Source organism: Bradymonas sediminis, from assembly GCF_003258315.1.
Taxonomy (GTDB): domain Bacteria; phylum Myxococcota_A; class Bradymonadia; order Bradymonadales; family Bradymonadaceae; genus Bradymonas; species Bradymonas sediminis.
In genome coordinates this window covers 484,555-500,683 of the sequence record NZ_CP030032.1, presented here as the reverse complement: position 1 = coordinate 500,683, position 16,129 = coordinate 484,555, and the positions used below count along the sequence as shown (strand labels likewise).

Below are 16,129 nucleotides of genomic sequence, written 5' to 3'. Positions count from 1 at the left end.
ATGGGCATGCGTTCATCTGCGATCGAAGAATTGCTAAAGCCCGGCGATATGATCGCCGGGCGTTTTCGCATCGTCGAGCAGATCGGCCTGGGGGGATTCTCGGTCGTGTACCGAGCTCACCAGGAGTCGATGCAACGCTTTGTGGCGCTCAAAGTGCTCAAATCAACGGCCTCCGACGACGAGAAGACCGTCGAGCGCTTCCGCCGCGAAGCCCTATTTGCCAGCCACCTGTCCCACCCCAACACCATTCGCCTCTTCGACTACGGGCATACCGACGACGGGCTGTGCTATATCGCCATGGAGCTGCTCGAGGGCGAGGACCTGGCCGATGTCGTGCGCACCGGCAAGCCCATGGATCCCGGCCGGGCCTGGCGGATCCTGGCCCAATGCTGCCGCAGCCTCTCCGAGGCGCATCGGCTCGGGTTGGTGCACCGGGACCTAAAGCCGGAGAATATTTTTCTGGTTAGGCAGGCTGACGGCTCAGAGTTCGTCAAGGTATTGGACTTCGGCGTCTCCAAGGCCATCACGAATTTTACCAATGCATCGCGCGCGATGGCCCCGCTGACGCAACGCGGTACCGTCTTCGGCACGCCACTGTATATGGCGCCCGAGCAGGCGATGGCCAAGACCATCACCACGGCGGTCGACGTCTACGGCCTGGGGCATATCGCCTTTGAGATGCTCACCGGCCATGCCGCCTACGACGAAACGCTCACGCCGATGGACGTCATGATGCGCCAGATCAACGATCCGCCGCTTCAATTGCCGCCGCCCCTGGACCAGACGCCCTTCTCACCGCTGATCGCCAAATGCACCATCAAGGACCCTGAGCAACGCATCCCGAACGCGGCGAAACTCCTGGAGCACCTGCTCCATGACGCCTTCATTCCCTATATGGGCGAGGAGCGCCCGGGGTCGAAGAAGGATCGCAAAACCCTTAAGAATCTGGGCGGCCGGGCCGCCGCTCAGGACGCTCCTCAAGCGCTCGAAACGCCCGTTGAAGCCGATCCAAGGAGCAAGCCTCCATCGGTTGAGATCTTCTCAGACCTCGAGCCTGTCGCGGCAGCGCCCAAAAAGGACGCGGGTGATATCGCTTTCGACACGATCTTGGGATTCCTGGCCCAGTTCGGCGACGCGGTGCCCCTGGAGCTGTGGACGATGGCGCGCGCGCGCGTCCTCCCGACGCAGTATATGGGCCTGGTCGACTTCGTCATCGACCAGGCGGAGCGCTACGGGATCATCAAACGCGACACCCACGCCACCCGGACCGGCGCGACCTCGGGCGACTCGCTGTCGTTTTGCAATCCGGGCTTTGCCCGCCAATTGCGCGATGGATTCGACACCCTGGTCGAGCCAGTTCAGACGCATCGAGATATCGCGGCGCTGCTGCTCGAGTACGATCCGGCGCCGCGCGGGGAGAACCTCACCCGGGTCGTCGATCACCTGGTCCGCGCCGAGCAGCACCGTCAGGCAATGGGGCTATTATGGGCGGCGGCCGAAGATGCCGCGGCGAAGGCTGACGGCCGCGAGGCGCTCCAATATTATCTAAAGCTTGCGTCGCTGAAGGAGGACTTCTCGCCCTGGCCCGACCAGGCCGAGGAAGAAGCGCTGGGGTTTGAGCCCGGCGAGATTTGGATTCGCCTGGGCGAGACACATGCCAAGCTCGGCGAGCAGGGGGCAGCCCAGGACGCGCTCGCCCGCGCGGTGGCGCCCAATGGGCCGAGCCCAGCTTCGGTGCGCGGGCGCGCGTTTAAGATCCTCGGCGACCTCGCGGTCTCCCAGAAGCGCTATGTCGCCGCGCGTACGCATTATCGCCACGCCCGCGACAGTTTTCGCGAGAGTAAAAACCCTGCGGCCTTCGTCGCCGCGATCGGCGCGATGGGCCATTGCGCGCTGATGAGCGGCAAATTTAGCGAAGCCAAGGAATTGCTGGGCCTCGCGCTGAACCGCTCGCAGCGCTTGCAAAACGCCGTGCTCCACGCGCGCCTGGGCCGATTTATGGCGAGGGTGCATATGCAGGCGGGCTCCTTTGAGGCGGCGCGGGCACAATTGCAATCGGCGCTTAAAGTCTTCGAAAAGATAAACTCGGCCGACGAAATCGAAGAGGTTTTGGTCGAATTAGGCGAGGCGAACTATGCCGAGGGGGACTTCAAGGCGTCGCGCGACAATTATCACCGCGCGCTGCGGCTGCGCCAGGCGCAACGCGAGTTTTCACGCGAGACCTTGCCGATGGAAGCGGAGCGCGCGGGGCATATCGATTTCGCAGAATTCGCCGACCCAGATCCGGCGCAGATTGGCCTGGCGCGCGCCTTCGCGGCGCTGGGCGAGTTGGACGCCGCGACCGAATTCTACGAGCAAGCCCTGGCTCGCTCGCTGGCCTCGGGGGAGCGGCTGCAACAGGCGAGGATACGATTCTACCTGGGTGATTTGAGCCTGGCGCGGCTGCAATTTCGCGCGGCCGCACGCCACTTTGAGGCCGCCGAGGCGATGGCACAGTTGATCGGGCATACCGAGTTGTGGATCGACGCGACGATACGCCTTGCCTATGTCGCGTTTGACGCCGGCGACTCGAACCAGGCCTACAAGCAATTGAGCGAGGCCATGGAAATGGCCGCGTCGCGCAATAGCCCCGGCGCCGAATTGGCCGTGCGCGCCCACGTGATTTATTTGCAATTATTGGAGCATGAATTTCGCGCGCGCGGAGAGGCATTTGCGCCGCTGCTCGCCGCCGCCAAGGCCAAGGGCCTGCGACGGGCCGAGGTGTTATGCCAGATATTTAACGCCGATGTACACACCGCGCGCGGGGCGATCGGTCAGGCGCAGGCGCTGCTCGCCGAAGCGCGCATCGGGGCGGCCGAGTTACACGACTACGCGCTGCTTGTCCCGATCGCCCGGCGTGAGCGGGATTTGGAGCGCCAGATCTGGCGGGCCGACTCACCGCACGATGCCGCCCCCACAGAGTCCATGCAGGCGACGATCACCGAGATTGGGATCGGCTCCCTTGTGCCGCCGATCACCAACGCCCGCCGCTTCTTCGACTGATATTGGCCGGCGTATCCTCACCCCTAAAAAGGGTCGTCCTTAGAGGAATTCGAAATGATTCGCCAAGGCGTAGACCGCCCCCAGCAGCGCAGCGACCCCAGCACAACGCTTATGCGCATACCCCTGCTCGTAGAATAGCGCGACCACCAGGTAGATAATAAAGAAGTCGCGAATCCTTAACACGAGCAGGGAAGATTCATACGTAAACAGATGCGACAACTGCAGAAGAGCCGCGACGGCGCTCACGATAAAGATGCGCAGAAAACGCGCGGAGGTCGAGTGTCCCAATCCAGCGAGAAGTCTCCCCTGTAGCAGGCCCTGCCAGAAAATCGTACCGAGCGCGAAGGTCGCACCGAAGAGGATCATCGCTCGGAATACACTCGGCGGGGGAATATGCCCGCCATAGCGAAGCATCGGCATGCCGATGCTCACCAGCCCGACCATCAGCGCCGTGGTGCAAAACCCGCTGCGCGCGTCATCGTCTGCGCTCCAGGCGTTGACCACCCGGTCTTTCGACCCGACCTCGGCCAGGATCGCGAAGGCGGCCAAAAACGCCGACGCCCAGAGCGTGCTCCCAAACGCCAGGTACCCGAAATATGTATCCCTGAAGAGCAAATCCGCGCCGAAGAGATTAGGCGCGGCGGCCAAAAATAACGCGACGCCGAGACTCCCCATCGCCACGGGCGAGCGCGACCCTCGGTAGGGCTGCGCGGTGTCTTGATGACTTGATGACATGGGGCTCCCGCTCACGTATCGGTTCAGAAGATAAAGGCATCGCTCAATGGCATCCCCGGGGCGCCATCTAGGTTGTCGCAGCCGAGCTCATCCCGCTGAGATGGCGCACTAACTGCTCCTGACGAATGCTCCACAGCTGAAGATCTTCGTCGGTCAGGCCGAGGGCGTGCAGGCTGCCACTGCTCGAAAATGCAAGGTCTCGCAGCGGCGCGTAGGATGCCTCCACACGCAAAAACGCCGAGCGCTCGATCATATCGAAGACGCGAAGCCGGCCGGTGCCCTCGAGGATCGCGGCGACGTCGCCGCCCGGGCCCACGGCCCCGCACCGCGGAAAGCTATCCAAGGGCTCAAGCTCCACGACCTGCGAACTGTCGGCGACCTTTCCTCGCTCGATCACCACCGTGCCCAGGCGGCCGCTCTCGCAGCCAAGCAGCACGCGAGTCGAGTTGGGCACGAATTTAACCATCAGAACTTTGAGGCCGGTGATATAGATCGGCTCGAGGCGGCCGGTGCGCAAATCATAGATCAGCGCGCGACCATCGGCGGTGCCGATCACGAGCTTAAAGCCGTCGGGATGACAGTCCAGGGTCAGGATCTTCGCCCCGACATCGACGACCTTGTGCGGCATACCGCTGGTCAGCCCCATGCTCCAGCGGTAGACGCAATGGTCATCACCGCCGCCATAGACATCGCCGCGCTTGGCGTCGACGCAAATCGCGCGCAAAAGCCCCGATACGCTGGCGAAGCTCATGGTCGCCAGATGGGTCTTCAGCCCAATCAGGTGAAGTTGGCGGGAATCGTCGGCGAGCACGGCGTAGTCGCCTCCGGGGCCGACAAATTGAGCGCTGATGCGGCGCGGTGGGTCCAAAAGCCGCTCGGGAAGCGCGATGCTCGCCACCAGCCGAACGATCCGCTGGGCGGGCGGCGGCTTGGCCTCCGAGATATCGCTGGCGCGCGAGAGCGTCGAGCCGGGAAGCATCGGGGCGGGCGCACGCACGCTGGTGTCCTGGTCTCCCAATTCGGTATCGGTTCCGCGGGGGACTTGCGGGCCAGGCTGCTCGAGCCCACGACTGCGAAGCGCCCGCGAAATCGCGTCCAACTCACGCACCACCGCCCCGCCGTCGCGCGGGCGCTCGGACGGATCCTTGGCGAGCATGCGCCTGAGCAATTCGTCGAATTCGGCGGGCACCTGGGCGGGTGAAATAAAATCGAAGAGCGACGGAATTGGCGCCTCGACATGCGCCTCCATCACCGCCAGGGCGCGGTCAAAGGAGTACGGCGGGCGACCGGTCAGCAAATGAAAGAGCACGCACCCGAGACTATAGACGTCGCTGTGCGGCCCCAGGCTGCCTGAAGACTGGCATTGCTCCGGAGATGCGTAGAGCGGCGTGCCCCGAAAACCCGAGGTCACCCTCACGCTATCGACCATATAGGCGATGCCAAAATCGAGCACCCGCGCGAAGACGCCGCTGGCGGGCATCTGCTCGATCATAATATTGTCGGGTTTTATATCGCGGTGAATGATGCCGCGCTGGTGGGCTTCGTGGAGGCCGTTGGCCACCTGGCGCACGATCTCGACGGTCTCGGCGACCTCGAGGCGCCCGATCTTCTCGAGGCGCTCCAACAGGGTGACCCCGTCCACGAAGTCCATGACCATCACGAAGATCTGGTCGCTGATCTGGATCAACTCGTAGGCGTTGACGACATGCGGGTTGCGCAGCCGGCTCATGGCGTCGACCTCCATCTGCAACCGGCGAGCTAGCTCTTCCTCGATGTCCTGGCGACCGTAGCGGCGGGTGTCGACAATTTTAAGGGCGAAGGGGCGCTGGATGCGGGTGCCAATGGCACGGTAGACATCGCCGGTCGCCCCGGCGCCGATAAACCGGTCCACGACATAGCGCCCGTCGAGCTCCTTCCCCAGATAGTGATACGAAGCGTCCTGAATCGGCAGCCACGCCTCGCCGGGCCGCGGGCTGGCGCACTCCGGGCAAAGCTCGGGGTCCTCCGCGAAACATCGCGTGCACACCGGGCAATATACCTGGAGATCCGACTTGGTAATCTTGACTCTACTCAACCTGCCCTCCGCGTACTTCCTATGTCTCGCAATGGCAGGATATCAGGTCCTTACCAATCCCCGCCCACCCGGGAGGCGTCCCGGGCTTGTGTCAATCTCGTTAGCTCTTATTGGTTACGATACGTCTTATTCTCGCCGGCTTCCACTTCCAAATAAACCGTCTTATCGAGGCCAAAGTCCTCGTTAACCAGGCGCACCTTATGGTTGCCGGCCTTAATCTTGAATTTGATCAACGGTGTATATCTCCCGGTGTCCTTACCGTCGATATAGATGCGCGCGACCGGTTTGGAGCCAATGGTGATGGTGCCTACGCCTGCGGGTTTGGGCTTCGGAGCAGGCTTGGGTTCGGGTTTAGGCTCCGGCTTGGGCGCGGGCTTGGTGGTATTGCGCGGCGGCGGATCAAAACGCGAATCATCATTGGTTCGCGACGTCTTGCTCCCGCTCGCAGGCTGCTTGGAGCTCGATGCCGACGCGACCACCGTTTCAGGCGCGGGCTTCTTCTCGACCTTTACGAGTTCGGCGACCAATTCGTCTTCTTTCTTGGTTCCCGGCTCGAACGCGCGCTCGAACTCATCGTAGCCCGACATCTCCATGACGACGCGATAGCTCTTCGAACCATCCAGGTCTTTGACATTCTGCGGCGTGCGTCCGCGCGCGATTCGCTTGCCCTTCTCGCCCGCCTCATAGATGCCAAAATATGCGCGTGCCGGCTCACTTTTGACCGTCAGCGAGACCTTCTTGGGGCGCAATTTAATCGTCACTTCGTTGCTGCCCGGCTTCACCTCGACCTTCTGATTCTCGGTCAAATAGTCGTCGAGCGTCGCCTCAAGGTCGTAGCTTCCGGGCACCATATCCTCGAGGGTCAGCGGCGCCTTCTTCGCCTCAGACTGGCCCTGCAACTTCAACATCGCCCCGTCAGGCTCGGTCTTCACGAGCAACTGCCCGGTCTCGGGGGCCAACTGACGCAGCGTGTGGGTCAGCGGATAGGTCCCGCCGTTCTTAAGCTCGTGGGATGTAACAAAAGCCTCATAGCCTTCGCTTTCGATCCGGATCTCGGCGGCGCCGGCCGCGGGTTCATAAACATACGGTGTTTTTCCGCTATAAATCTTCTCGCCGTTGATAAAGATATCGACGACTTCAGGCTCGGTATTAAACGTGATGACCGGGTTCGTCGGCTGCTTCTTCATGAAGAAGAAGGCCAACCCAAGCCCGACGATCAACAGGCAAACCAGGGCGATCACGAGGTACGGATTGCGCTTCTCACCGGTCACCGGCGACATCGTCTGCACGGTATGCTGCGGGTCGCGCCGCTCCTGCGGGATGACCGGCAAGGAGGCGGTGTGGCTGCGCTGGCGCGGCGCGGGCAGATCGCTCATGTCCAGGCGAGCGCCGCCGTCAAAGGCGTCGGGCGCCGCGTCGGCGTGATGAGCCTCAAATTGCTTTTTAACGTCCCATCGGTCGAACTCGATCGTGGCGCCGTCGAGGTCATCGAATTCCTCGAACTCGTCGATCTCAAGGACATCGGCGTCGTCGGCATAGACGATTTGAGACTCGCTGACGAACTCAATCTCCTCAGACATTCGGTCGAATATCTGAGTCTCCATCTCTTCTTCGCCCCAACTCAGGCCCCCTCCGCCGTCAGGCGCGGCCAGCACTGGCTCGCCCTGCTCATCCGGCGGCTGAAGGTTGAGGCTCTGATAATATTCGTATTTCTTTTTCTCGAACTCGATATCGGCGTTGAACGCCCCCTTCATCGAGGCGGCCAGGTCTTTATTGGTGAAATAATAGCCCTGGTTACGCATAAAGCGCTCCAAAGCCTCCGCCAATTCGTGGGCCGTCGAAAACCGCTCTTCCGAGGAGCGGGCGAGCGCCTTGAGGACGATATCCTCGAGCTCTTTGGGGATATGCGGGTTATAAAGCGAGGGCGGGCTGATCTCGACCTTACGGATCTTCTCGAGGGTGTCGAAGTCGCTCTCGCCCAGGAATAGGCGCTCCAGGGTGAGCATCTCGTAGAGCAAAATGCCGACGCTGAAGATATCACTGCGGTGGTCTACATGAAGGCCGCGGACCTGCTCGGGGCTCATATAGCTGAATTTGCCCTTCAGGATGCCGACTTCGGTCTCGCTCTGTTTCCCGGCAGATTTGGCGATGCCAAAGTCAATGACCTTGACCTCGCCCTCATAGGAAATGAGCACGTTCTGCGGGGAGACGTCCCGATGGACGATATTAAGCGGGTTCCCCTGAGAATCGACCTTATCGTGGGCGTACGCCAGGCCCTCGCAGACCTTCATGATAATATAACAAACCCTTGGGATATCGACCTTTTCGCCGATCCTGCGGGCGCGCTCAAAGATGGTTTTAATATCTTTGCCGCTGATATACTCCATGGCGATGAAATACGATCCATCGACCTTCCCGAGATCGAAGATCTTGGTGAGGTTGGGGTGGCTTAGACTTCCGGATATCTTCGCCTCATCAATAAACATATTGATGAAGGATTCATCCTCGGCGATGCTCGCCAGGATTTTCTTGACTGCCAGAAGACGCTCGAATCCCTCCACTCCAAAGGCTTTCGCCTTATACACCTCCGCCATACCCCCGACGTTGATGCGTTCAAGAAGATAATACTTCCCGAACGGGACTGGTTTAGGAAGAATACCCGGTTCGTTGCTCATGAGCCCTCAAATTGCTGACACGGACTTAGATTTCTGACGTGCCGAATAGCGTCAAATCCTAGCTAAATCGCCGTCCCGATGTCAACCGAACGTTTTTGTACCGCGATTCAACGAAAAAAGCTTTTAATTCGCTTAGCTACACCGCGCTGATACAGCAGACCGATGACCTTGTCGACCCCCTTGCCGAGTGATTCATGGTAGGGGTACCAATAGGGTTCTTTCTTGAGCCCGATGATATCCTCGAGCACGGTCTTGGACTCGACGAATTTATAGATCTCAGCGCTGCCTTTGCGCCGGCCTAAGCCGGAGTTTTTGATGCCACCATACGGGGCTTCAATCGCGGCGTAGCTGACGATCACATCGTTGATGCAGACCTGTCCAGCCTCCACCTGCGATGCGATCTTTCGGGCGCGCTTGATATCGCGGCCCCACACCGAGGCGTTGAGCCCGAACTCGGAGTCATTGGCGAGCTTCACGGCTTCGAAAGCGGAGCGCACTTTCATGATCGGAAGCACCGGACCGAAGGTCTCCTCGCGCATGAGCTTCATCGCGGGGTCGACGTCGACCACCACGGTGGGCGCGAAGAAGTCGCCGATCATCGGGGTGTGGCCGGGATGATGATTGAGCTGGGACTCGAGTTGAACCCGCTCCCCGCCGATAAGAACGCGCGCGCCCTGCGCGGTCGCCTCGCGCAATTGGGCCTCGATAATCTCAAATTGCCCCGGGTCGATCATCGCGCCGACGTCGATATTATAGTCATGCGGCACGCCCTGGCGCAGCTCGGCGGTCAGCGCGACGACCCGCTCGACGAAGGCATCGTAGACGGCCTCGTGCACGAAGACGCGCTCCACGGACATGCACACCTGGCCGGAGTTAAAGAACGCGCCCCAGACCACGCCGCGGGCGGCGCGCTCGATATCGGCGTCCTCAAGGACAATCGCCGGGTCCTTTCCGCCCAATTCCAGGGTGCATGGGATGAGGCGCTCGGCCGCGCGCACCGCGACCTTTCGGCCGGTCGACACGCTGCCAGTGAAGGTGACGGCGTCGGCCTGGTCGACCAGCAACGCGCCCACATCGCCGCGCCCCATCACGGTCTGCAGAATCCCGGCGGGCAGCCCCGATTGGTTCATCAGCTCCACCGCCCGAAACACCGTCAGCGGCGTATGCTCCGAAGGCTTAATCAGCACCGCATTGCCCGCGAGCAGCGCCGGAATCGCCGGCGTTAGCGACAGGTCCAGCGGGAAATTCCAGGGGCTGATATTCACCACCACTCCCAGGGGCATATACTCCACGCGCGCCCGCTTATTTTTGAGCAGATGCAGGCTCAGGCGCGCGTCGGCCAAGAACTCGGGGGCATTGCTGGTATAGTAGCGTAGCGTCTCGAAGAGATTGAGAAACTCGGCCTGGGCGTCGACGATCGCCTTGCCGGTCTCGGCCACCAACAGGTCGAGCAACTCCTTGCGGTGCTCCAGCAAGATATCGCCAGCCTTTATCAGCGCGTCGCAGCGCTCCTGCACCGACAGGCGCCGCCAGGCTGCGAACGCGCGCCGTGCGTCCCGCGCCGCCTCTTCGACCTTCAGCGGGGTCGCGATCGCCATGCGCGCGATCATCCGGGAGCTCGACGGATCAACGCATCGAAGAAAGTCATCTGGCTGCCCCCCATCAAACGGGGCGGCGGGGTCTGCTGAAACTGCGCTCACTTTATCTGATGATCCCATCAATTCTCTCCTAATCATTCGTGATTAAATTTGCTACGGTGCACCCGTGCCGTCTAATTCGTGCGGATTTCGCTGGTTTGTACGAATGACGGCTTCGCAAGCTGCATATTTTTCGCGTCACGCGCTGAAATAGCGCAAAAATCGCGTTTGGCCAGATTCATCTTGCCATCCGATCTTTAGCTCCTAATATGTGAGCACGACGCGGGCAGATACCAGCGTAATTTTCATTTTTTCTCATCAACGAGAGGAAACACAGTATGAGCATCAACGAAAGAGACCAGCAGGTCGAAGGTCAGTTGAATCGTCGTGAATTCTTCAAGCGCGCGGCTGTTTTGGGCGCCCTCGCGGCCGGCGGTGTCACCATGCTCTCCGCATGCGACAAGGGCGGCGAAGCAGGCGGCGACAAAGCTGCGGCCCCCAAAGCAAACGCTGGCGGCGGCGGCGGCGGCGGCGAGCTGAGCTGCACGGACACCACTGGCCTCGAGCCGGCGCAAATCAGCGTGCGTGAGTCGCTCAACTACGTCGACAAGACGGAAAAACCCGACCAAGACTGCGCCAACTGCGTGCTCTACAAGCCCGCCGCTGAGGGCGAGTGCGGCGGTTGCGCCACCGTTCCGGGTCCGATCCACCCGAAAGGTTGGTGCTCCGCATGGGCTGCCAAACCGGCCTAACGCGCGCAAGCATTTGACGCATATACCAATTCCGAGCGCTCCTTCTTTTGAAGGGCGCTCGGTTTTTGGTTTTACGCCCTCTCTCAGCCTTCGGCTCGAAGCCACTTCGCGGTGAGTGTATCGGCGCCCAACATCTGCTCGGGCGTGCCCTCGAAGATAATTTGCCCGCCCTTCTTTCCTCCCTCGGGGCCCATCTCAATCACCCAATCGCTGGCCGCGATAAAGTCGAGGTTATGCTCGATGATGATGACGGAGTTGCCCTTGTCGACGAGGCTCTGAAAGACCCCCAGCAGCGTCGCGTTATCCTGCATATGCAGCCCGAGGGAGGGCTCGTCGAGGAGATAGATCTGCCCCTTTTTCTTGAGCTGGCTGGCGAGCTTGAGTCGCTGCGCCTCGCCGCCGCTTAGCGAGCTCGTTGTCTGCCCCAGAGTTAGGTAGCCCAGGCCGACATCCTTGAGCGTGGCGACCTTTTTGATGATCTTTTTGGCCTTAAAATAATCGACCGCCTCGTCGATGGTCAGGGCGAGCATCTCGACGATATTCTTGCCGCGGTAACGATAGGAGCGGGCCTTATCCGAATAGCGCGTGCCGTCGCAGGCCTCGCAGCGAATGGTCACCGGGTCGGCGAAGGCGACGTCGGGTTGGGTCACGCCCTTCCCCTTGCAGACCGGGCAGGCCCCGGTGGAGTTGAAGCTAAAGAGCCCCGGGGGTTGGCCGGTCTCTTTGGCAAAGAACGCGCGGATATCGTCCATAATCTTCATATAGGTCGCGAGCGTGGAGCGGCTCGAGATCCCGATGCTCGCCTGGCTCACGCTGATGGTATCGGGGTATTCTTGGGCGAATGCCTCCAAGATGAGCGAGCTTTTGCCCGAGCCGGACACCCCACAGACCGAGACCAGGACATTCTTGGGGATCGAGACGCTCAGGTTCTTGAGATTATTATGCTGCGCGTTCTCGATCCTAAAGAACGACTCCGCCTTGCGCGGCGCTCGATTTAGCACCAGGCGGTGCTGCAAATTCGTCGACGCGCCGCAGGCGTCGGTCAGGTCTTCGGGCCTCCCCTGATAGACGAGCTGCCCACCGTTTACCCCCGCCCCCGGACCCATCTCGAACATCTGATCCGCGGCTTTGATGACCGACAAGTCGTGCTCGATAATGATGACGGTATTATGGTCATCGCGAATGCGGCGCAGCATGTCGATGAGCTTGTCGACCTCTTCGGGGTGCAGGCCGGCGCTGGGCTCGTCGAAGATATAGGTCAGGTTATTGAGGCTGCTGCCCAGATGGCGCGCGATCTTAACGCGTTGGGCCTCGCCGCCAGACAGCGTCGCCATCTGCCGCGACAGGCTCAAATACCCCAGGCCCATCTCGATCAATTGCCCCAGCGGGGCCATCGCCTGGCGCGCGATCGACTCGCCGAGCGCGTGGTCGATGCGCCCGAGTTCACGGCGCAGGCGGGTGAGCTCGAGCTCGGCGTATTCCAGGATATTAAAGCCGTTGATCTTCGACTCTAGGACCTGCGGGTTGAGCCCGCTGCCCGCGCAGGTCGGGCAGCGGGAGTGGGTCGAGACGGCGAGCACGTCGTCCTGGGATATGCGCTTTAGGCGCGAGATATCGCGATTGATATACAGGCGCGTAAAGCGCGGCAGCAACCCATCCCACTGGGCGTTTTGAGGGCCGTCTTTGGTGTGAAACGGCGCGTCGACCGTGCCGCCGCCCGGCGGGCCGTAGATAAAAAGATCGTAGAGATCCTTCGGGTAATCCTTGATGGGCTTGTCGGGGTCGAAGAGCCCGCAGGTCATCATCCATTGGCCCTGCCAGCCGGAGGGCGACAGGGGCTTAAATTGCACGGCGTAATCGCGCAGCGACTTGTCGAAGTCGACCAGCTTATTCACGTCGGGGCTGACCACCTGACCGAAGCCGTCGCAGGTCGGGCAGCGCCCGAAGGTGCTCTGGCGGGTGAAGTCAGTGGCGCTGCCAATCTGGGGGGAGCCGATGCGCGAAAAGAGCAGGCGAATCAGCGGGTCGATGTCCATATAGGTGCCGACCGTGGAGCGCGAGTTGGAGCGCACCGCCCGTTGCTCCACGACGATGACCGGGCTCAAGTTCTGCATCAGGTCGGCGGCGGGCCGCTCGTATCGGGGCATCTGATAGCGGACATAGAGCGGGTAATTCAGGGTCATCTGGCGGCGGCTCTCGCGGGCGAGGGTGTCGAAGGCCACCGAGCTCTTTCCCGAGCCCGACACCCCCGTGAACACGCTGATGGACTGCTTTGGAATGTTGAGGTCGATATCCTTGAGGTTATTCTCTTTGAGGCCCCTCAGAATAATCTCATCTTTTTTCTGTGACACTTTCTGCCCCTTCTTGCTCGGTGATAAACGCTGACGGCGGCCCTGCGCCCGGCGATCCTATAGCATGCGGCGCATCGAAGCCTCCATGGCGGCGGCGCGCGCCGCGTGCCCACGGCGATCGTCCGGGCGATAAATATCGCACGCATATACAAAAGTTGAGCGACCTTCTATAATCGCCGGCGTTTGATTCTTAGTTTTGTATGGGTAAATCGAGGCAATATATGCAGGCACGAAAGGGAGCGAGAAAACCAGACGCGCAGCTTAATCGCCGCGATTTCATTCGTCGCGCGGCGCTCCTGGGCGCAGCCTCTGGACTCGCCCTTAGCGGCTGCACCACGGCTTATGGGGCGAGCAACGCCACAGAGGACGTGACGACCGAGCCCACCGTTGATGCAAGCGCCCCGGGCGACGCGGGCGCGCTCGACTGCTCGGACACCAGCGGTTTGAACGCCGCCGAAATCAGCACGCGCGAGCAGCTCAAATACGTCGAGCAGACCCCAAAACCCGCCCAGGATTGCGCCAATTGCCTGCATTGGAAGCCAGTCAGCGGCGAGGGCTGTGGCGGTTGCGCGATTATGGCGGGGAAGTTCAACCCCAGGGGTTGGTGCATTGCGTGGGTCGCGACGCGCTCTTAAGTTGGGTCCAAATAAGTTTTTCATCCGAACGCGCACGACGTCGTGATTTCGGCTATTAAGTCATTCGATAATAGATATTAACGCCTGGTCACTCGGGCCGATTTGATAAAATACTAAGGATTTTCTATGAGTCGTCGTATCGCACTCCTCGTTTTAGGCCTCGGACTTTTCACCTTCAGCGCATGCGCGTCACCGAAAGCCAAACCCGCGCCGCGCACAAGCTATTCGAGCGTCGACGAGGAAGAAGTCGAGCGCGATGAAGCCCCCCAGCGCGCGGCGGATAACGCCGCCGAGAGTCAGAATACCGAGGCCGCTCAAGCGGGTCCCATCGACCTGGGCCTGGGCGACGGCGATGACGACGCCCAGCCCATCGTCATCAATCGCCCCAACGTCGACGCCGCGGATATGGAAGACCCGGACGCCGAGGAGTCGAATCAGTCGCATACCTATGCCCAGGCCTGCGACGTGGTCGAGGATTGCGCGGGCCTGGACGCCCCCGAGTGCGCCGGCGAGATGGACTGCGTGGACCTGCAATGCGTCTATACCTGTGACCCGGATGAGGCCGAAGACGCCGACGACCTCGACGGCGCCGGCCAAGAAGACGATTTCAACCCTTAAATAAACCCTCGCCCCGGGCAGTGTATCGCCCGGGGCACCCTCCTTCCCTGCACATCCCGGCCCCCTCGCCGGCTCTATCATGCGCCTGATCTTCCACGTCGATATGGACGCGTTTTTCGCTTCGGTCGAACAACGCGATAACCCCGCCCTGCGCGGCCGCCCGGTGATTATCGGCGGCGGCTTAAAACGCGGCGTCGTGGCCGCGGCGAGCTACGAGGTGCGAAAATTTGGGGTGCGCAGCGCCATGCCGATGGCGAAGGCGCTGCGCCAATGCCCCGAGGCCGTGGTCATCCCACCAAATATCGAAAAATACCGGGCGGTGAGCGCCGATATCATGGAGGTCTTCGCCGATTATAGCCCGCTGGTCGAGCCGCTGAGCTTCGACGAGGCGTTTTTGGATATGACCGGCAGCGAGGCCATCTTTGGCCCGCCGGTGGAGACCGCCCAGGCGATCAAGCGCGACGTCTTTGATGTCACCGACGGGCTGACCTGCTCGGTGGGCATCGGGGCCAATAAATTCATGGCCAAGCTCGCAAGCCCCATGCAAAAGCCCGACGGCGTCAGCTTCATCCGCCCGGGCACCGAGCTCGACCTGCTCGGCCCCATGCCGGTGCGAAAGATGTGGGGCGTGGGCGAGAAGACCGCGCAGAAGCTATACTCCCAGAAGATCCTGACCTTCGAGGACCTGCGCCAGGCCGACGCCCACCGGCTCGCCCATTTATTAGGCAAATCAAGAGCTTATAAACTCAAGCAATTGGCCGCCGGCCAGGACGACCGCCCCGTGGTGGCCGACCGCGAGCGCAAATCCATCGGCTCCGAGACCACGCTCATGGTGGATATCCAGGGGCGCGAGCAGGTCGAAAAATTCCTGCGCGAACAATGCGAAGAGGTCGCCAAGGCGCTCAGAAAACGCGACGTACGCGCGCGCTCGGCGCGGGTGAAATTGCGCTATAGCGAGAATTTCCAACTGCGCACCCGCCAGGGCGCACTCCCCCGCGCGTGCGACGACGCGCGCACCCTCTTTGAGACCACCCGCCACCTGCTCAACTCTCTGGACCTCGACCGCCCCATCCGCCTGGTCGGCGCCGCCGGGTTTGACCTGGCCAAACCCGAAGACAGCGTCCAGCTCGGCCTCTTCGCCCCGCGCCCCAGCGCAGCCCCCAAAACCGACGTAGCCAAGGAAGCCACGCTCGAGAAGACGATGGACGCCATTCGGGACAAATTCGGCGATAAGATCGGACGTGCGTCGGTGGAGAAGGGGCCGGCGCAGTCGTTATTTGGCGAGCATCTGGGGAATTCGTCGGGCCAAAAGCCGGGCGAATAGGCGCGCCCGCGCAAAGACCCCAGCCGGCTTGCCCGGCTGGTGAATCAACTGACGGCCAACAGCGCCCCGCCAACCCGATACGCCACAAAACACCACGCCACGCCAACTCGATGCGTTACAAAACGTCACGCCACGCCAACTCGACGCGCCACTGGCTATCAATCTCGCTCACCAGCGGGGCGAGCCCGCTGGGGTCGTTCTTTTGGGCGCCGCTTCTGGCCGGCAATCTCGCTCACCAGCGGGGCGAGCCCGCTGGGGTCGTTCTTTTGGGCGCTTTGGCCACATA

The 16,129-nt window shown here is 61.4% G+C and carries 10 protein-coding genes; 5 read left to right on the top strand and 5 right to left on the bottom strand.

What is annotated here, in order from left to right:
• The first annotated feature begins 6 nt into the window (after positions 1–6).
• Positions 7–3,042, top strand: a complete 3,036-nt coding sequence (locus DN745_RS01870) for a serine/threonine-protein kinase (protein ID WP_162687392.1) — start codon at positions 7–9, stop codon at positions 3,040–3,042.
• A 39-nt stretch (positions 3,043–3,081) separates the two neighbouring features.
• Here DN745_RS01870 and DN745_RS01865 read toward each other — a convergent pair whose 3' ends face one another.
• From DN745_RS01865 to DN745_RS01850, 4 genes are all read right to left on the bottom strand, one after another.
• Positions 3,082–3,777, bottom strand: a complete 696-nt coding sequence (locus DN745_RS01865) for a hypothetical protein (protein WP_133621694.1) — start codon at positions 3,775–3,777, stop codon at positions 3,082–3,084.
• A 67-nt stretch (positions 3,778–3,844) separates the two neighbouring features.
• Positions 3,845–5,851: a WD40 repeat domain-containing serine/threonine protein kinase gene (locus tag DN745_RS01860; RefSeq protein WP_162687391.1), complete on the bottom strand. Its 2,007-nt coding sequence runs from the start codon at positions 5,849–5,851 to the stop codon at positions 3,845–3,847.
• Positions 5,852–5,958: 107 nt separating this feature from the next.
• On the bottom strand, positions 5,959–8,526 hold the full coding sequence (locus DN745_RS01855) for a serine/threonine-protein kinase (protein WP_111331628.1): 2,568 nt from the start codon (positions 8,524–8,526) through the stop codon (positions 5,959–5,961).
• A gap of 107 nt (positions 8,527–8,633) precedes the next feature.
• Positions 8,634–10,244, bottom strand: a complete 1,611-nt coding sequence (locus tag DN745_RS01850; RefSeq protein ID WP_162687390.1) for an aldehyde dehydrogenase family protein — start codon at positions 10,242–10,244, stop codon at positions 8,634–8,636.
• 257 nt (positions 10,245–10,501) lie between these two features.
• On the opposite strand from DN745_RS01850, the gene DN745_RS01845 reads away from it, so the two are divergent.
• On the top strand, positions 10,502–10,915 hold the full coding sequence (locus DN745_RS01845; protein WP_111331624.1) for a high-potential iron-sulfur protein: 414 nt from the start codon (positions 10,502–10,504) through the stop codon (positions 10,913–10,915).
• A gap of 83 nt (positions 10,916–10,998) precedes the next feature.
• Here DN745_RS01845 and DN745_RS01840 read toward each other — a convergent pair whose 3' ends face one another.
• Positions 10,999–13,266: an ATP-binding cassette domain-containing protein gene (locus DN745_RS01840; RefSeq protein ID WP_111331622.1), complete on the bottom strand. Its 2,268-nt coding sequence runs from the start codon at positions 13,264–13,266 to the stop codon at positions 10,999–11,001.
• A 221-nt stretch (positions 13,267–13,487) separates the two neighbouring features.
• On the opposite strand from DN745_RS01840, the gene DN745_RS01835 reads away from it, so the two are divergent.
• The 3 genes from DN745_RS01835 (at position 13,488) to dinB (ending at position 15,843) form a co-directional block, all read left to right on the top strand.
• Positions 13,488–13,901, top strand: coding sequence for a high-potential iron-sulfur protein (locus DN745_RS01835; protein WP_162687797.1), 414 nt, complete (start codon positions 13,488–13,490; stop codon positions 13,899–13,901).
• A gap of 126 nt (positions 13,902–14,027) precedes the next feature.
• Complete coding sequence (locus DN745_RS01830; RefSeq protein ID WP_111331618.1) at positions 14,028–14,519, top strand: hypothetical protein; 492 nt, start codon at positions 14,028–14,030, stop codon at positions 14,517–14,519.
• Between the two features lie 79 nt (positions 14,520–14,598).
• Positions 14,599–15,843 carry a DNA polymerase IV gene (dinB, locus tag DN745_RS01825; RefSeq protein WP_111331616.1) on the top strand — a complete coding sequence of 415 codons (1,245 nt, stop codon included), beginning with the start codon at positions 14,599–14,601 and terminating at the stop codon, positions 15,841–15,843.
• Positions 15,844–16,129: the final 286 nt, after the last annotated feature.

Coding starts and splice junctions, on each gene's coding strand:
- DN745_RS01870 (WP_162687392.1), top strand. CDS start 7: ATGCGTTCATCTGCGATCGAAGAATTGCTAAAGCCCGGCGATATGATC.
- DN745_RS01865 (WP_133621694.1), bottom strand. CDS start 3,777: ATGTCATCAAGTCATCAAGACACCGCGCAGCCCTACCGAGGGTCGCGC.
- DN745_RS01855 (WP_111331628.1), bottom strand. CDS start 8,526: ATGAGCAACGAACCGGGTATTCTTCCTAAACCAGTCCCGTTCGGGAAG.
- DN745_RS01850 (WP_162687390.1), bottom strand. CDS start 10,244: ATGGGATCATCAGATAAAGTGAGCGCAGTTTCAGCAGACCCCGCCGCC.
- DN745_RS01845 (WP_111331624.1), top strand. CDS start 10,502: ATGAGCATCAACGAAAGAGACCAGCAGGTCGAAGGTCAGTTGAATCGT.
- DN745_RS01835 (WP_162687797.1), top strand. CDS start 13,488: ATGCAGGCACGAAAGGGAGCGAGAAAACCAGACGCGCAGCTTAATCGC.
- DN745_RS01830 (WP_111331618.1), top strand. CDS start 14,028: ATGAGTCGTCGTATCGCACTCCTCGTTTTAGGCCTCGGACTTTTCACC.
- dinB (WP_111331616.1), top strand. CDS start 14,599: ATGCGCCTGATCTTCCACGTCGATATGGACGCGTTTTTCGCTTCGGTC.